Below are 14,346 nucleotides of genomic sequence, written 5' to 3'. Positions count from 1 at the left end.
GAGCCCCCGCCACTCCACCCCACCCCCACGGCGCGCTCCCCCCACACACGAAACCAACAACCCCCCCCCCCGCCGCCCGCCCCCCCCCCCCCCCCCCCCCCCCCCCCCCCACGGCCGGTGCCGAGTATGGTCGAGCCGCCCCGTCTCGCGGCCTGCCGGAGGGTCTGTATGGGAGTAACGACGCCGGACGACGGGGAATTCGTCCGGGCCACCGAGGGATTCCGGCGCGAGTTGCTCGCGCACTGTTATCGCCTGCTGGGCTCGGTGGACGACGCGGAGGACCTCGTCCAGGAGACCTACCTCCGCGCGTGGCGCGGGTATGAAGGGTTCGAGGGGAGGTCGTCGGTCCGGGTTTGGCTCTACCGGATCGCGACGAACGTCTGCCTGACCGCGCTCGGGCATGGAAACCGGCGGGTGCTGCCGTCCGGCCTTGGCCGGCCCGCCGACGACCCCTCGGCCACGCCGATCATCGCCGGACCCGAGGTCCGCTGGCTACAGCCGATGCCGGATGCCTTGGTGCGGCCGGAAAGCGACGACCCCGCGGCCACGGTCGCGGTCCGCGACAGCATCCGGCTCGCGCTAATGGCCTGCCTGCAGTATCTGCCCGCCCGGCAGCGCGCGGTCCTGATCCTTCGTGACGTGCTGGCCTTCTCCGCCACGGAGGTCGCCGACATGCTCGACACCACCACGACGGCGGTCAAGAGCACCCTTCGCCGCGCCCTTGCCAAGGTCGAAGAGATCTCACCGGCGGCGGAACGGGTCGTTCCGCCCACGGACCGGGAAGCCCGCGCCCTGCTGGGGCGGTACGTCGCGGCTTTCGAGAACTCCGACGCGGCGGCTCTGGAAAGCCTGCTGCGGCAGGACGCCACGCTGGAAATGACGCCGGCGAAGACCTGGTTCTCCGGCAAGGCGACCTGCGTTCCCTACCTCACGAGGTACGCGCTCTTCTCGCCTGGGGACTGGCGGATGGTCCCTACGAGCGCCAACGGGCAGCCCGCTGTCGTGGCGTACCTCCGTGGCGAGGACGGTGCCCATCACGCGTTCGCGATCGCGGTCCTGACCCTGGCCGTCGACGGCATCGCCAGGATCACCCTGTTCGGGGAACCCGGGATGGCCGCGAAATTCGGCAGGCCCGCCGCCCGGGACTCGGAGCAGCGCGCCACCGCTTATAGGGTTCGGGTATGAGTCAGTCGATCCAGTTCACCGACCGTAATTTCAAGCTCGCGGTCGTCCAAGAGCTGATGTACAACCAGGACCTTCTGCCGAAGTTCACCTTGCGGGAGTACGCCGCCGAACAGGGCTTCACCTACGACGGTGGGAGCGTCGAAGCGGTACCTGAGGCACTGGCCTACTTCGAGGCGCTCGAGGTTCCCGTCGAGCTGGCGGAGAAGATCACCGAGATCGAGATGGACGGTGGCAACGAGATCTACCTCGAGATCGCGCCGAACTGGGACGGCGAGGACGCGCTGTTCGACGTCGACGAGTTCGCCGACCTGCGGCACTTTCCCCACCTGAAGTCGATGACACTGCTGTACACGGGCAACGAGGAAGCACTGGAGACGCTGCGTGCCCGCGGTATCGAGGCGGACTGGGTCTGACCCGGCCACCGGCAGATCCAGTGGTCAGGCGCGAGGTGGTCGTGAGTGGCGATTCGGGTCGGAGCGAACCGTGTTTAGGTACCTACGGCGGGGTGGGTCGGGTTCGCAGGTCCGTGAGGGACTCCTTCCCTACCCTGAGAGTAGGGAAGGGGCCCTTCACTTCAGGCCGGGCCGGAACGCCACCGCGAGCCTTCACGCGCAAAACCCAGTACATGAAGGACCCCATCCTTGCGCCCAGGTACAGGAAGGGGTCCTTCATGTACTTCAAACCTGGCATCACGCAGGAAGCGCCGCAGGTACCTGAGCAGAGGCACGCCAGAACCCGAATCGCCACTCACGACCACCGGCACTGACCACGCCACCTTACCTACACCTCACGCCAGCGCGCCGCCGGCAACGCGGGCACTCGGTGACCGCGATGGCCGGTCATCTCCTCGTTCGCGAACAGGGCGTTGAGCACCGCCTCTTCGGTCGCCTGCACCACGGCCTCGAAGAACGGGTCGAGCCTGCCCCACGGGATGAATCGCAGGTTTTCGTATTCGGCCTGCTCCGTGCGCGGGAACCGGCTGGTGAGCGCCCCGGGGTTCGCCGTGCTGAACGCGAGGAAGAGGTCACCGGAGAAGTGCGAGCCGGTGGTGCCGGTGCGGGCGAGGCCGAGCGGGACGCGGCGGGCGAGCGAGGTGCACTGCCCGGGCAACAGGGGAGCGTCGGTACCCACGATCACGATCACCGATCCCGCGCCGGACGGTGCCGTCCAGTCCTCCTCCATCGGGTTGTCGGCGCCGAGTTCCGCTCCGACGTGTTCGCCCGCGACGGTGAGCTCACGACGTGAGCCGAAGTTGGCCTGCACCAACGCGCCCACGGTGTATTCGTCGTCCCCATAGGACACGAGGCGGGAGGCCGTTCCGGTGCCGCCCTTGAAGCCGTAACAGGTCATCCCGGTGCCGCCGCCGACGGATCCTTCGCCGACCGGACCCGCTTGCGCGGCGTCGATCGCCGCGACGGCGTGTCCACTGTGGATTGTCGGGGCGGTGCTGTCGTTCAGGTAGCCGTCCCAGGTTTCGGCGACCACCGGCAGCAGCCATTCGGCGGCCACGTCGGGCCGTTCGCGCACCACCCAGTCGATCACGCCGCGGTGGCAGGCGCCGACGGCGTGCGTGGAAGTGATCAGCACCGGCAGGGTCAGCGACCCGGTCTCGGCCAGCCACGCGGTACCGGTCATCTCACCGTTGCCGTTGAGGGCGTACGTCCCGGCCGCGCACGGCACGGCGAACTCCTCGCGCCCGCGCGGCAGGACGGCGGTGACGCCGGTCCGCACGGAGTCGCCCTCGACGAGCGTCGTGAAGCCGATCTCGACGCCGGGGACGTCGGTGAGCGCGTTGTGCTCACCGGTCCGGCCGGGCAGCGGGACACCCAGGTCACGGGCGCGGGTCATGGACGGTCCTCCAAGGGGTTCGAGGTGGCTGTGCGGGCGTAGGAGAGCAACATCGCTTCGGCGGTCGCGGTTTCCAGCGTCGGCACGGCCTGGGTGAGGTGCAGGCCGTAACCGTCCTCCAGTGCGACCAGGTTTCGCGCGATCGACACCGCGTCGGTGGTCAGGGCGAACTCGCCGGTGGCGGCGCCCGCTTCGAGGATGCCGGTGTAGATCCGGACCTGCTGTTCGTAGAGCGTGATGTGCCGGGCGGCGTACACGGGATCGCGGCGGGCGATCGTGCCGAGTTCGTAGAGCAGTACACAGAGTTCGTCGTCGGGGCCGGTGGGCAGTCCGCTGCGGATCATCGCCAGCAGACGCCCGGACGGGGTCGCCTTCGTGTCCGCGGCCAGTTCCCGCGCCGAACAGAACCGCGCCACCGCCTCCCGCTGCACCTCTTGGAGCAGGTCGGTGAGGGTGGGGAAGTAGTACAGGACCGAACCGGACGACAGGCCGGCGCCCTCGGCGACGTCCCTCAGTCGCAGGTTCAGCACGCCGCGTTCGAGGACGGCCCGTCTGGCCACCTCGATCAGTTCGGCACGTCGCTCCGTCGCCTTGCTCGGTCTCGCCATGCCTTCATTCTTCGAATCTTGTTCGAAAAACGCAAGGGTGAAGCGCGATCAGCTCTTGACGTCACAGGGTGAAGGGCCTTTGATGCGTGCTCAACAGTTCTTCGAAGGAGATTCAAGGAACCCACCTTGTAGGAGGTCGGCCGTGTCCACTCCCGCCCTGCGCCGCGGTCTGCGCACTCTCGGCACGCTGCTCATCACACTCTCCGCGATCAGCCCCGCCTCGTCGGTCTTCATCATCGCGCCGGGGGTGATCTCCGGGGCCGGGACGGGCGCCTTCTACAGCTTCGTGGCCGCCGCGGTCGTCGGGGTGTTCATGGCCTTCGTCTACGCGGAACTCGCGTCGGCGTTCCCGCTGGCAGGCGGCGAGTACGCGATCGTCACCCGCACGCTCGGCAGGCTGCCGGGCTTCGCCGTACTCGGCCTGATGATCATCACGCAGGTGCTCATCGTCGCGGTGATCGCGCTCGGCGTCGGCACCTATCTCGGCGTGCTCATGCCCGGCGTGCCCGGTCCGGTGATCGCCGCCGTGACCTGTGTGGTCGCGGCCGTCGTCGGCGTGTTCGACATCAAGCTCAACGCCTGGGTCACCGGAATCTTCCTCGCCATCGAGATCCTCGCGCTGATCGTGGTCAGCGCGCTCGGGCTGTTCAACCCGGCGCGGTCGTTCAGCGAGCTGCTCGCGCATCCGGTCGCCTCCGACGGGAGCCCGGCCACGGTCGGCGCCATCGCGATCGCCACCTCGGTCGCGATCTTCGCCTACAACGGCTACGGCTCGGCGGTGTACTTCGGCGAGGAGACGCAGGACGCCTCCCGCGGGATCGCCCGCGCGATCCTGCTGGCGCTCGGGATCACGGTGCTCGCGGAACTGATCCCGGTGACCGCCGTCCTGCTCGGCGCGCCGGATCTGAACGCGTTGTTCGCCTCGGAGAACATGCTGTCCTACTTCATCGATTCGCGCGGTGGCGGCACGCTGAACACGGTGCTCGGCCTGGCCGTCGCGCTCGCGATCATCAACGCGGTGCTGGCGATCGTGCTGATCAGCTCGCGGATGCTGTTCAGCAGCGGCCGCGACCGGGCGTGGCCGTCGCCGGTCAACCGGGCGCTGGCCGCGGTGCACCCGAAGTTCGGGACGCCGTGGGTGGCCACCGTCGGCACCGGACTGGTCGCCGCGCTGCTCTGCTTCGTCGACCCGAAACTGCTGCTGGTGGTGACGAGCACGTCGATCGTGGCGGTTTACGCGGCGCTCTGCCTCGGCGCGATCGTCGGAAGGCGCACCGGAGCCACCGCGCACGCCAAGTACCGGATGCCGTGGTTCCCGGTCGCGCCGGTGCTGGCGCTGGCCGTGCTGGTGTTCGTCGTCTACCAGAACCTGCTCGACCCGGCGGTGGGACGGCCGAGCCTGATCGTCACGGCCTGCGTCGCCCTGCTTTCGATCGCGTACTACGTCCTGGTGCTGCGGCGGAGGGGCGGCTGGAAGCTGGCCGAAGTCACCGAAGAGAAGACTGAGGAGCCTGCTTGATCAGGTGTACTCCGCGATCTCCACGCCGTACGTGCCCGGTTCGAGCGCCTCGAAGATGTGCGGGATGTCGCCGGGGTAGCAGATGTAGTCGCCGGGCAGCAGTTCGACCGGATCGTCCTGCGGCCCGACCCTTGCCCGCCCGGCGCTGAGGATCATGTGCTCGACGATGCCGCTCATATGCGGATCCGAAAGCCGCGGCTTCCCCGGCTCGGCGCGAATCAGGTAGACGTCGCGCCGGGCTCCGGGCGGGCAGGAGCTGAGCAGCGTGCACGCGTAGTCGGCGTGTTCGGCGAACACCGTCGGCCCGCTGCCCGAGCGGATGACCTGCACGCGGGGGCGTTCGGGCTCGACCACCCGGGAGAACGGGACGTCGAGCGCGACGCACAACGCCCAGATCGTCTCGACGCTCGGGTTCCCGGCCCCGGACTCCAGCTGGGAGAGCGTGGACTTGGCGATGCCGGCGCGTTTGGCGACCTCGGTGAGGGACAACCCGGTGCGGGCGCGCTCCCGGCGCAGGGACGTGGCGATGACGTCCAGCGGGGCGCCGTCGGAAGCGGTCGGGGACATGCGTTCGCTCCATCGGTCGTTGCGTTCGCCTTGACGAACACGGCTGCGTTCGTTCATTGTATGACGCTATGCGTTCGATATGGCGAACAACCACTCGTGTCCTGGGGCGCGATCTTCTCCGTGACATCGGGCTGGTCTGCCTCGCCGACACCATTGTCGGCATCTCCTACGGTGCGATCGCGGTGGGCTCCGGCTTCCCGATCTGGGCGCCGATGCTGCTTTCGGTACTGGTCTTCGCGGGCGCCTCGCAGTTCATGTTCGTCGGCATCATCGCCGCCGGCGGCAGCCCGGTGGCGGCCGTCGCGGCGGGTCTGCTCGCCAACGCGCGGCATCTTCCGTTCGGCTTCGCGATCGGCGACGTCCTCGGCAAGCGGTGGTCGTCGAGGATCGTCGGCAGTCACCTGATGATCGACGAATCGGTCGCGTTCGCGCTGGCCCAGCGCGACGAAGAGCGGCGCCGGGCGGCGTACTGGGTGTGCGGGATCGGGCTGTTCGTGTGCTGGAACGTCGGTGTCCTCGCCGGGGCGTACGCCGGCACCGCGATCAGCGACACCGACGCCTTCGGCCTCGACGCGGCCTTCCCGGCCGTCCTGCTCGCGCTGGTCCTGCCGTCGTTGCGCGATCGCGCCACCCGGCTGCCGGTGCTCGTCGGCGTGGCCGTCGCGCTGGCCACGACGCCGTTCCTGCCCGCCGGGCTGCCGGTGCTGCTCGCGTTGGTCGGCGTGCTGGCCGGAGTGGCCGCGAAGGAACCAGCCGAACGCGAACCCGAGGGAGTGCACTGATGGACCCGCTGGACCTGATCATCGCCGGCGGCGTGCTCGCGGCCGGGACCTTCGCCTTCCGGTTCGCCGGGCCGGTGCTGAAGGCGCGGTTCACCGTGTCGCCCAGGGCCGAGAAACTGATGGCGCGTTCGGCCGTCGTACTGCTGGCCGCGCTGGTCGCGGTCGCCGCGCTCACCGAAGGCCACGAGTTCGCCGGATACGCCCGGCCCGCCGGGGTCCTGGTCGGTGGCGTGCTCGCCTGGCGCAAGGCGCCGTTCGCGCTGGTCGTCGTGGCGGCCGCCGCGACCGCCGCCCTGCTGCGGCTGGCCGGGGTCCCCTGACCTGGCCGTTCCCCGAAGCGCCTAAGCTAAGGGGAAGGTCTTTCGGGAGGTCGGGTGGCGATCGCGACGGGGGCACGGCCGGTGGTCGGCGTGCTCGCACTGCAGGGCGACGTGCGTGAGCACGCCGCGATGGTGGAACGCGCGGGCGCGCGAGCGCTGCCGGTCCGCCGCGCGAGCGAACTGTCCGAAGTGGACGGTCTGGTGCTGCCGGGCGGCGAATCGACCACCATGTCGAGGCTGCTGGAGACCTTCGAACTGCTGGAGCCGCTGCGCGAGCGCATCGCGGACGGCATGCCGGCGTTCGGCTCCTGCGCCGGCATGATCCTGCTCGCCCGCCAGGCCCTCGACGGACGGCCTGACCAGCGGCAACTCGGCGGACTCGACGTCGTCGTCCGGCGCAACGCGTTCGGACGGCAGGTGGACTCCTTCGAAGCCGACCTCGACTTCACCGGCGTCGAAGGCGGACCGGTGCACGCTGTGTTCATCCGCGCCCCGTGGGTCGAAAAGGCGGGCGACGGAGTCGAGGTACTCGCCAGTGTCCCCGAAATGCCGGGCTCGGACGACGCGGCCGCTAGGATCGTCGCGGTCCGGCAGGGGGCGGTACTCGCCACGTCGTTCCACCCCGAACTCACCGGGGACGAACGCGTGCACAGGCTGTTCGTCGACCTCGTGCGGCAGGCTTAAGCAAAACCGACACTGTGCTCAGCGGCGGGCACGGGAGTAGATGGAGGAGAGATGAGCGGCCACTCCAAGTGGGCCACCACGAAGCACAAGAAGGCCAACCTGGACGCGAAGCGCGGCAAGCTCTTCGCCCGGTTGATCAAGAACATCGAGGTGGCGGCCCGGACCGGCGGTGGCGACCCGGACGGCAATCCGACGCTCTACGACGCCATCCAGAAGGCCAAGAAGAACTCGGTCCCGCAGGACAACATCGAGCGCGCCCGCAAACGCGGCGCCGGTGAAGAGGCCGGTGGCGCCGACTGGCAGACCATCACCTACGAAGGCTACGGCCCGAACGGTGTGGCAGTGCTGATCGAATGCCTCACCGACAACAAGAACCGTGCCGCCATGGAGGTCCGGACCGCGCTCACCCGGAACAACGGCTCGCTCGCCGACCCGGGTTCGGTCGCCTACATGTTCAACCGCAAGGGCGTCGTGATCATGCCCAAGGGTGACGCCGGCGAGGACGACGTCCTCATGGCCGTACTCGACGTCGGCGCGGAAGAGGTGAACGACCTCGACGAGAACTTCGAGATCGTCTCCGAGGCCACCGACCTCGTCCCGGTACGGAAAGCCTTGCAGGAAGCCGGTTTCGAGTACGAGTCCGCGGACCTCACGTTCCTGCCGTCGGTCAGCGTCCCGCTGGACGTCGAAGGCGCGAAGAAGGTCTTCAAGCTCATCGACGCGCTCGAGGATTGCGACGACGTGCAGAACGTCTACGCGAACTTCGACGTGTCCGATGAGGTCATGGCCGAGGTCGGCTGATCGTTTTTCCAGCCATGCCGCGAAAAATCGGTCCCGGGACTAGGTGCGAGCGTTCGCGTGGGGCAGAATGTCGCGCGTGACGACCTCTGAAGCCGACGCCCTCACCGCCGAAGAAGCCGAACTCCTCCAGTGGATCGAGTCGCAGGCGAAGGCGAGAGGGAACGCGGTCATCGCGGTCGAGGGCGACGAGGAGGAAGCGGCCTTCTGCTTCACCGCGTGCGCTTGGGCGTTGCACAACGTCGCGGAAGCGGTCGTGATCGGACTGCCCGAGCACATGGGGCCGGTCCTGCTCGACGCCTACGTCGACCGCGCGGCAGCCGGTGAGATCTTCGAGGTCGGCAGGCGCTACGACGATTTCTTCGAGGGCGCGCCGGTGGTCTTCGAACGGGTCGCGAAGGGGCACTATCCCGAGTACTTCGGGAGCGCGTTCCTGATCTACCCGGACGGGGACTTCCCGGCGCTGCAAATGATCGTCGCCACGCCGGACGGGCACTTCCCGTGGCATCCGGACGCGCCAGAGGGCTTCGCGCGGTACCAGCCGGTGCTGACCGAATCCGGTGACCCGGAGAGCTGGACGCCGGGCGTCGACGGTCCCTGAGGTGTACTGAGGCTTGAGATGAAGGGGCCTTTCATTGCAAAATTTGCAATGAAAGGCCCCTTCATTGCGTTTGAGACCGCCCGCCCTCCGCAACTAGAGGACTAATTGCGGCTCACTCCAGCCAGGGCGCCAGGTCGGCGGTCGCCTCAGGCCACTCCGTCGCCAAAGCGGCGGCGGCCCGGAACTCCACGCAGTCGTCCGTATAAGGCGGCACCACCACCGTCCCCACCACGCTCCACTCGCCGGTACTGACCGACGCCTGCCAGACCCCGGCCGGCACCGCCACCTGCGGCCGCTGACCGGCGGCGACGTCCGGCCCCAGTACCGGCCGCGAGATCCGCCCGTCCGGGAACAGCAGCAGCATCCGCACCGGCGCGCCGGCGTGGTGGGCGTAGATCTCCAGCCGGTCCAGGCGATGCGGCGCGGACGTCTCCGGTGGCGCCAGCAGGTAGTAGATCGCCGAAGCGGTCTCGTCGCGCCAGCTCTGCGCCCAGCGGCCGCCCTCCACGGGCAGCGGTTCCAGACCCAGATGAACGGTGAACTCGTCGAGGCTCGGCATGTCCTCATCTTGCCCGGAGGGATCCCCGGGTAGCCTCAGGCTCGAACGGATGTTCGCCGGAAGTGCGGAGGAAACGCGTGCGGGTACTCGGGGTCGACCCCGGTCTGACCAGGTGCGGGCTCGGAGTGGTCGACGGCGGTACGGGCCGCACCGTCCGCGCCGTGGCCGTCGACGTCGTGCGCACCCCGCCGGACGCCGATCTCGCCGTGCGCCTGCTGGGGATCTCCGACGCCGCCGAGCGGTGGATGGATCGCTACAAGCCCGACGCCATCGCGGTGGAACGCGTTTTCGCACAGCACAACGTGCGCACCGCGATGGGCACCGCGCAGGCGGGCGGGGTCGTCGCGCTCGCCGCGGCCAAGCGGGGGCTGCCGGTCGTGTTCCACACCCCGAGTGAGGTCAAGGCCGCCGTCACGGGCTCCGGCCGCGCGGACAAGGCACAGGTCACCGGTATGGTCATGCGGCTGCTCGGCCTCGAGGTCAAACCGCATCCGGCGGACGCCGCGGACGCGCTCGCGCTCGCCATCTGCCATCTGTGGCGCGAACCGATGCGGGTCCGGCTCGCCGAAGCCGAGGCCAGGGCCGCCGAGATCGCCAAGAACCACAAGGCCAGGCTCGCCGCCGCGGCCAGACAAGCAAAGACGCAGGGAGCGGCTCGATGATCTCCTCGGTACGCGGTGAAATCCTCTCGATCGGTCTCGACCACGTCGTGATCGAGGTCGGGGGAGTGGGCTTCGCCGTGCAGGCCACGCCTGCCACCCTCGCGACGCTTCGCCGCGGCGAGGAGGCGATGCTGCACACCGCGCTTGTGGTCCGCGAGGATTCCTTGACGCTGTTCGGTTTCGCCGACGCCGACGCCCGCGAACTGTTCGGCCTCCTGCAGACGGTCTCCGGGATCGGGCCGCGCCTCGCGCTCGCGACGCTGGCCGTCCTCGATCCCGACAAACTGCGCTCCGCGCTGGTCGAAGGCAACATCACCGTGCTCACCCAGGTGCCCGGCATCGGCCGCAAGGGCGCCGAGCGGCTCACCCTCGAACTGCGCGACAAGGTCACCGCGCTCGCCGGCCCGACCGACGGCACACCGGCGGTGGTCGCACCCGGCGCGCTGCGGGGGGAGGTCGTCGAAGCGCTCGCGGGCCTCGGCTTCCCGGCCAAACAGGCCGAACTGGCCGTCGACAAGGTACTCGGCGAAGGCGAAGGCCACACGACGGCTTCCGTGTTGCGCGCCGCGTTGGCGGGCCTCGGGCGGAAGCGGTAGCAGAGCCACATGGACTATGAAGCCGTGACGGATTTCGACGCCGACGACGAGACGCTCTCGGCGCTGCCGCAGACCGGCGAACGCGAGGTCGAGACCACGCTGCGCCCCCGCAAACTGGACGAGTTCGTCGGCCAGCCACGGGTGCGCGAACAGCTCGAACTCGTCCTGGAAAGCGCGCGCCGCCGGGGTGTCCCGCCGGATCACGTCCTGCTCTCCGGTCCGCCGGGGCTGGGCAAGACGAGTATGGCGATGATCGTCGCCGCCGAACTCAACGCCGCCATCCGGATCACCTCCGGACCGGCGCTGGAACGCGCGGGCGACCTGGCCGCGATGCTGTCCAACCTGGCGCCCGGTGACGTCCTGTTCATCGACGAGATCCACCGTATCGCCCGGCCCGCCGAGGAAATGCTGTACCTCGCGATGGAGGACTTCCGCGTCGACGTCGTCGTCGGCAAGGGGCCCGGCGCCACCAGCATCCCGCTGGAGATCGCGCCGTTCACGCTGGTCGGGGCCACGACGCGGTCCGGTTCGCTGACCGGCCCGCTGCGTGACCGGTTCGGTTTCACCGGGCAGATGGAGTTCTACAGCGACAGCGAACTGGAGCTCGTCGCCCGCCGCGCCGCCACGATCCTCGACATCGACATCGACCGGGACGGCTGCGAGGAGATCGCCCGCCGGTCCCGGGGCACACCCCGGATCGCCAACCGGCTCCTGCGCCGGGTGCGCGACTACGCCGAGGTCCGGGCCGACGGCAAGGTCACGCGCAAGATCGCGCGTGCCGCGCTGGAGGTCTACGACGTCGACGAACTCGGCCTCGACAGGCTCGACCGCGCGGTGCTGACCGCGCTGGTGCGTTCCTTCGGCGGCGGCCCGGTCGGCGTGTCCACGCTGGCCGTCGCGGTGGGGGAAGAACCGACCACCGTCGAAGAGGTGTGTGAGCCTTACCTGGTCCGCGCCGGTATGCTCGCCCGCACTCCTCGCGGCCGGGTCGCCACAGCGGCCGCCTGGGAGCACCTCGGCCTGCCGGCCCCGGCCGGTGCCACCCGTGGCGAGCAGGGCGGACCGAGCCTGTTCGACCAGGACTGACCGGACCGTTCACGCGGCCCGAGGCCCGCGGTGACGACGGGTGGTGGTGGAGTTTCCGCTGGCACCTGGCACACTCGGAGAGAGCACACCCCGCCAAATCGGACAAAACAAGCGCACCGCGCGGCGTCCGCTCGAAATGGAGAATCATGAACCAGTTATTGCTGCCGCTGCTCCTGATGCTCGTTGTGGCGATTCCGCTCGTCATGGGCACCCGTAAGCAGAAGAAGGCGGCGGCAGCGCAGCAGGAGCTGCTCTCGAGCCTGGCTCCCGGTGACCGGGTGATGACCACCTCCGGTCTCTACGCGTCTGTCGCCGACGCTTCCGCCGACACCACGATCGACCTCGAGATCGCTCCCGGTGTCGTGACCACCTGGCTGCGTCAGGCCGTCCGCGAGAAGGTCGAGCCGGTCGTCGAGACTGACGTAGACGACGCTGACACGATCGACGACGAGGCCGTCGTCGAGGTGCCGGTCGTCGAGTCGAAGGACGACGAGCGCGTCGAGGAGAAGTCCGGCGCGCAGATCGCTCCTCCGCTGGAGCACGGCAAGAAGTAGAGGTTGTAAGGCCATCCCCGACACCAGACTTTCGTAGGTGCGGGGTCAACGCCGGGCTCACGCAGCACCGAGTAGTGTCTCGGTGCTGCGTGCGTGTCCGTCGTCATAGTCGTGCCCGTTCACCGGGCATCGTCATCGAGGCAGGTTCGCGGTACCACCGGACTCCCGTCCGGTGTGTGAACAGCCAAGTCCATTGGGGAACACCCAGTCCGTTCGAGGAGACCGAAGCACAGTGGCCGCACCGGCCGGGCATCTCCGCCCGGGACGCTATCTCGCCTTCTTCGCCCTGATCCTGGTGGCGCTGTACGCCCTGGTGTTCTTCACCGGTAGCGGCAAGCCGACGCCGAAGCTCGGCATCGATCTGCAAGGCGGCACGAGGGTTACGCTGACCGCCCGCAATCCCGACGGCGGCGACCCTCCGCGAGAGTCCCTCGAACAAGCCCGCTCGATCATCGAGCGCCGGGTCAACGGTATCGGCGTCAGCGGCACCGAGGTCGTCCTCGATGGCAGCAACGTCGTCATCACCGTCCCCGGCGAACAGGGCGACCAGGCCAAGGCTCTTGGCAAGACGGCGAAACTCGGCTTCCGGAAGGTCGTGACGTCGCAGCCGGTGACCCCGGTTCCGCAGCCGTCGGCCCCGCCCGCTTCGGGCACGCCGTCTTCGGCGCCGCCGACCTCGCCGGGCGTGAGCGCTCCGCCGAGCAGCCCGGCCAACGGCGGCGGTGGCGCGGTCGGCGCGCCGCAGCAGCAGCCGGACGAGAACGCGGACGAGAAGACCAAGAGGGAGATCGAGGAAGCCCGGAACCTCCGGCAGAACCCCGATCTGCTGTCGACGGACCAGGCGAAGCAGGCCGCGGCCGCCGAGAAGGCCTTCGCGGCGCTCAACTGCGACCCCAAGGTGTCGGACCCGCTGGTCGGCAACGACCTCACCGACAAGCCACTGGTCGCCTGCGGTGACAAGAACACGATGAAGTACCTGCTGGAGCCGGAATTCCTTCCCGGAACGCAGATCGCCGACGCCTCCTCGGCCTACGACACCCAGAACTCCCAGTGGGTCGTCAACCTGAATTTCAAGAGCGAGGGTTCCCAGATCTGGGGCGACTTCACCTCGAAGAACACCCAGAAGCAGGCGGCGTTCGTCCTCGACACGCAGGTCGTCTCCGCGCCGACCATCCAGTCCGCGATCCTCGGCGGTCAGACGCAGATCACCGGCCGGTTCAGCCAGACCGAGGCGAAGGACCTGGCGGATGTGCTGAAGTACGGTTCGCTGCCGCTGTCGTTCGAGTCCTCGGACGCGACCACGGTGTCCGCGACGCTGGGTCTCGCGTCACTGCAGGCGGGCCTCATCGCCGGCGGTATCGGCCTGCTGGCCGTGTTCATCTACTGCATGTTCTATTACCGGCTGCTCGGCCTGCTGACGATTCTGTCGCTCGGCTTGTCGTTCGCGATCGTGTACGGCGTCCTGGTGCTGCTGGGGCGGTGGATCGGGTACACCCTCGACCTCGCCGGCGTGGCGGGCCTGATCATCGCGATCGGTATCACCGCGGACTCGTTCGTCATCTACTTCGAACGATTGAAGGACGAGATCCGCGAAGGCAGAACCTTCCGATCCGCGGTACCGCGCGGCTGGTCCCGGGCCCAGCGCACGATTCTCGCGGCGGACGCGGTCAGCTTCCTCGCCGCGGCGGTCCTCTACCTGCTGGCCGTCGGTGACGTGAAGGGCTTCGCGTTCACTCTCGGCATGTCGACGGTGCTCGACCTCGTCGTGGTCTACCTCGTGACGCATCCGCTGGTCGCGATGGTCTCCCGGTCGAAGTCGAAGTTCCTGTCCAACCCCAAGAATCTCGGCCTCGGCGCCGTGCAGCAGCTGGGCTCGGAGCGCAAGGCGGCCCGTCCCGCCACCGGTCGCCCGAACGTCAAGGAGGCGTGACCGTGGTCGACGAGAAGAACACCACCGAGAACAAACGCGAGAGCGTC

General features: G+C 68.9%; 17 protein-coding genes. 13 read left to right on the top strand and 4 right to left on the bottom strand.

The window, feature by feature from the left end:
- The first annotated feature begins 168 nt into the window (after positions 1–168).
- Both ACIHAO_RS27880 and ACIHAO_RS27875 read left to right on the top strand, forming a co-directional pair.
- Positions 169–1,185 (top strand): sigma-70 family RNA polymerase sigma factor, encoded by a 1,017-nt coding sequence (locus ACIHAO_RS27880; protein WP_396562645.1) that lies wholly within the window; start codon positions 169–171, stop codon positions 1,183–1,185.
- Entirely contained in the window at positions 1,182–1,598 is a 417-nt protein-coding gene (locus tag ACIHAO_RS27875; RefSeq protein WP_396562643.1) for a DUF6892 domain-containing protein, read from the top strand. The genes ACIHAO_RS27880 and ACIHAO_RS27875 overlap by 4 nt, the downstream gene beginning before the upstream one ends.
- A gap of 367 nt (positions 1,599–1,965) precedes the next feature.
- Here ACIHAO_RS27875 and ACIHAO_RS27870 read toward each other — a convergent pair whose 3' ends face one another.
- Entirely contained in the window at positions 1,966–3,033 is a 1,068-nt protein-coding gene (locus tag ACIHAO_RS27870; RefSeq protein WP_396562641.1) for a P1 family peptidase, read from the bottom strand.
- Positions 3,030–3,641, bottom strand: a complete 612-nt coding sequence (locus ACIHAO_RS27865; protein ID WP_396562639.1) for a TetR/AcrR family transcriptional regulator — start codon at positions 3,639–3,641, stop codon at positions 3,030–3,032. Before ACIHAO_RS27865 ends, ACIHAO_RS27870 begins: the two co-directional genes overlap by 4 nt.
- Before the next feature lie 142 nt (positions 3,642–3,783).
- Here ACIHAO_RS27865 and ACIHAO_RS27860 point away from each other — a divergent pair, with 142 nt between their 5' ends.
- Positions 3,784–5,160 carry an APC family permease gene (locus ACIHAO_RS27860; RefSeq protein WP_396562637.1) on the top strand — a complete coding sequence of 459 codons (1,377 nt, stop codon included), beginning with the start codon at positions 3,784–3,786 and terminating at the stop codon, positions 5,158–5,160.
- Here the strand turns inward: ACIHAO_RS27860 and ACIHAO_RS27855 are convergent, their stop codons facing one another.
- The gene (locus ACIHAO_RS27855) at positions 5,161–5,727 is read right to left on the bottom strand and encodes a helix-turn-helix domain-containing protein (RefSeq protein ID WP_125788092.1); all 567 of its coding nucleotides are present in this window, start codon (positions 5,725–5,727) and stop codon (positions 5,161–5,163) included.
- Between the two features lie 68 nt (positions 5,728–5,795).
- Here ACIHAO_RS27855 and ACIHAO_RS27850 point away from each other — a divergent pair, with 68 nt between their 5' ends.
- The 5 genes from ACIHAO_RS27850 (at position 5,796) to ACIHAO_RS27830 (ending at position 8,912) form a co-directional block, all read left to right on the top strand.
- Positions 5,796–6,509, top strand: coding sequence for an AzlC family ABC transporter permease (locus tag ACIHAO_RS27850; RefSeq protein ID WP_396562635.1), 714 nt, complete (start codon positions 5,796–5,798; stop codon positions 6,507–6,509).
- Positions 6,509–6,829: an AzlD domain-containing protein gene (locus tag ACIHAO_RS27845; protein ID WP_396562633.1), complete on the top strand. Its 321-nt coding sequence runs from the start codon at positions 6,509–6,511 to the stop codon at positions 6,827–6,829. Before ACIHAO_RS27850 ends, ACIHAO_RS27845 begins: the two co-directional genes overlap by 1 nt.
- A gap of 54 nt (positions 6,830–6,883) precedes the next feature.
- Entirely contained in the window at positions 6,884–7,513 is a 630-nt protein-coding gene (gene pdxT / locus ACIHAO_RS27840) for a pyridoxal 5'-phosphate synthase glutaminase subunit PdxT (protein ID WP_125788094.1), read from the top strand.
- A 51-nt stretch (positions 7,514–7,564) separates the two neighbouring features.
- Positions 7,565–8,314: a YebC/PmpR family DNA-binding transcriptional regulator gene (locus ACIHAO_RS27835; protein WP_396562630.1), complete on the top strand. Its 750-nt coding sequence runs from the start codon at positions 7,565–7,567 to the stop codon at positions 8,312–8,314.
- Positions 8,315–8,381: 67 nt separating this feature from the next.
- Positions 8,382–8,912, top strand: a complete 531-nt coding sequence (locus ACIHAO_RS27830; protein ID WP_125796818.1) for a DUF4262 domain-containing protein — start codon at positions 8,382–8,384, stop codon at positions 8,910–8,912.
- A gap of 112 nt (positions 8,913–9,024) precedes the next feature.
- Here ACIHAO_RS27830 and ACIHAO_RS27825 read toward each other — a convergent pair whose 3' ends face one another.
- Positions 9,025–9,471 (bottom strand): cupin domain-containing protein, encoded by a 447-nt coding sequence (locus tag ACIHAO_RS27825; protein ID WP_396562628.1) that lies wholly within the window; start codon positions 9,469–9,471, stop codon positions 9,025–9,027.
- 77 nt (positions 9,472–9,548) lie between these two features.
- On the opposite strand from ACIHAO_RS27825, the gene ruvC reads away from it, so the two are divergent.
- From ruvC to secD, 5 genes are all read left to right on the top strand, one after another.
- Positions 9,549–10,133, top strand: coding sequence for a crossover junction endodeoxyribonuclease RuvC (gene ruvC / locus ACIHAO_RS27820; RefSeq protein WP_396562626.1), 585 nt, complete (start codon positions 9,549–9,551; stop codon positions 10,131–10,133).
- Entirely contained in the window at positions 10,130–10,729 is a 600-nt protein-coding gene (gene ruvA / locus ACIHAO_RS27815) for a Holliday junction branch migration protein RuvA (protein WP_125796821.1), read from the top strand. Before ruvC ends, ruvA begins: the two co-directional genes overlap by 4 nt.
- Positions 10,730–10,738: 9 nt before the next feature.
- The gene (ruvB, locus tag ACIHAO_RS27810) at positions 10,739–11,815 is read left to right on the top strand and encodes a Holliday junction branch migration DNA helicase RuvB (RefSeq protein ID WP_125788100.1); all 1,077 of its coding nucleotides are present in this window, start codon (positions 10,739–10,741) and stop codon (positions 11,813–11,815) included.
- Positions 11,816–11,961: 146 nt separating this feature from the next.
- Positions 11,962–12,369 (top strand): preprotein translocase subunit YajC, encoded by a 408-nt coding sequence (gene yajC, locus ACIHAO_RS27805; protein ID WP_396562623.1) that lies wholly within the window; start codon positions 11,962–11,964, stop codon positions 12,367–12,369.
- A gap of 232 nt (positions 12,370–12,601) precedes the next feature.
- On the top strand, positions 12,602–14,299 hold the full coding sequence (gene secD, locus ACIHAO_RS27800; RefSeq protein ID WP_396562621.1) for a protein translocase subunit SecD: 1,698 nt from the start codon (positions 12,602–12,604) through the stop codon (positions 14,297–14,299).
- Positions 14,300–14,346: the final 47 nt, after the last annotated feature.

Source organism: Amycolatopsis sp. NPDC052450, assembly GCF_044547565.1.
In the GTDB taxonomy this organism is placed as follows: domain Bacteria; phylum Actinomycetota; class Actinomycetes; order Mycobacteriales; family Pseudonocardiaceae; genus Amycolatopsis.
The sequence above is the reverse complement of the archived record's forward strand: the minus strand, read 5'-3'. Positions and strand labels throughout refer to the sequence as shown.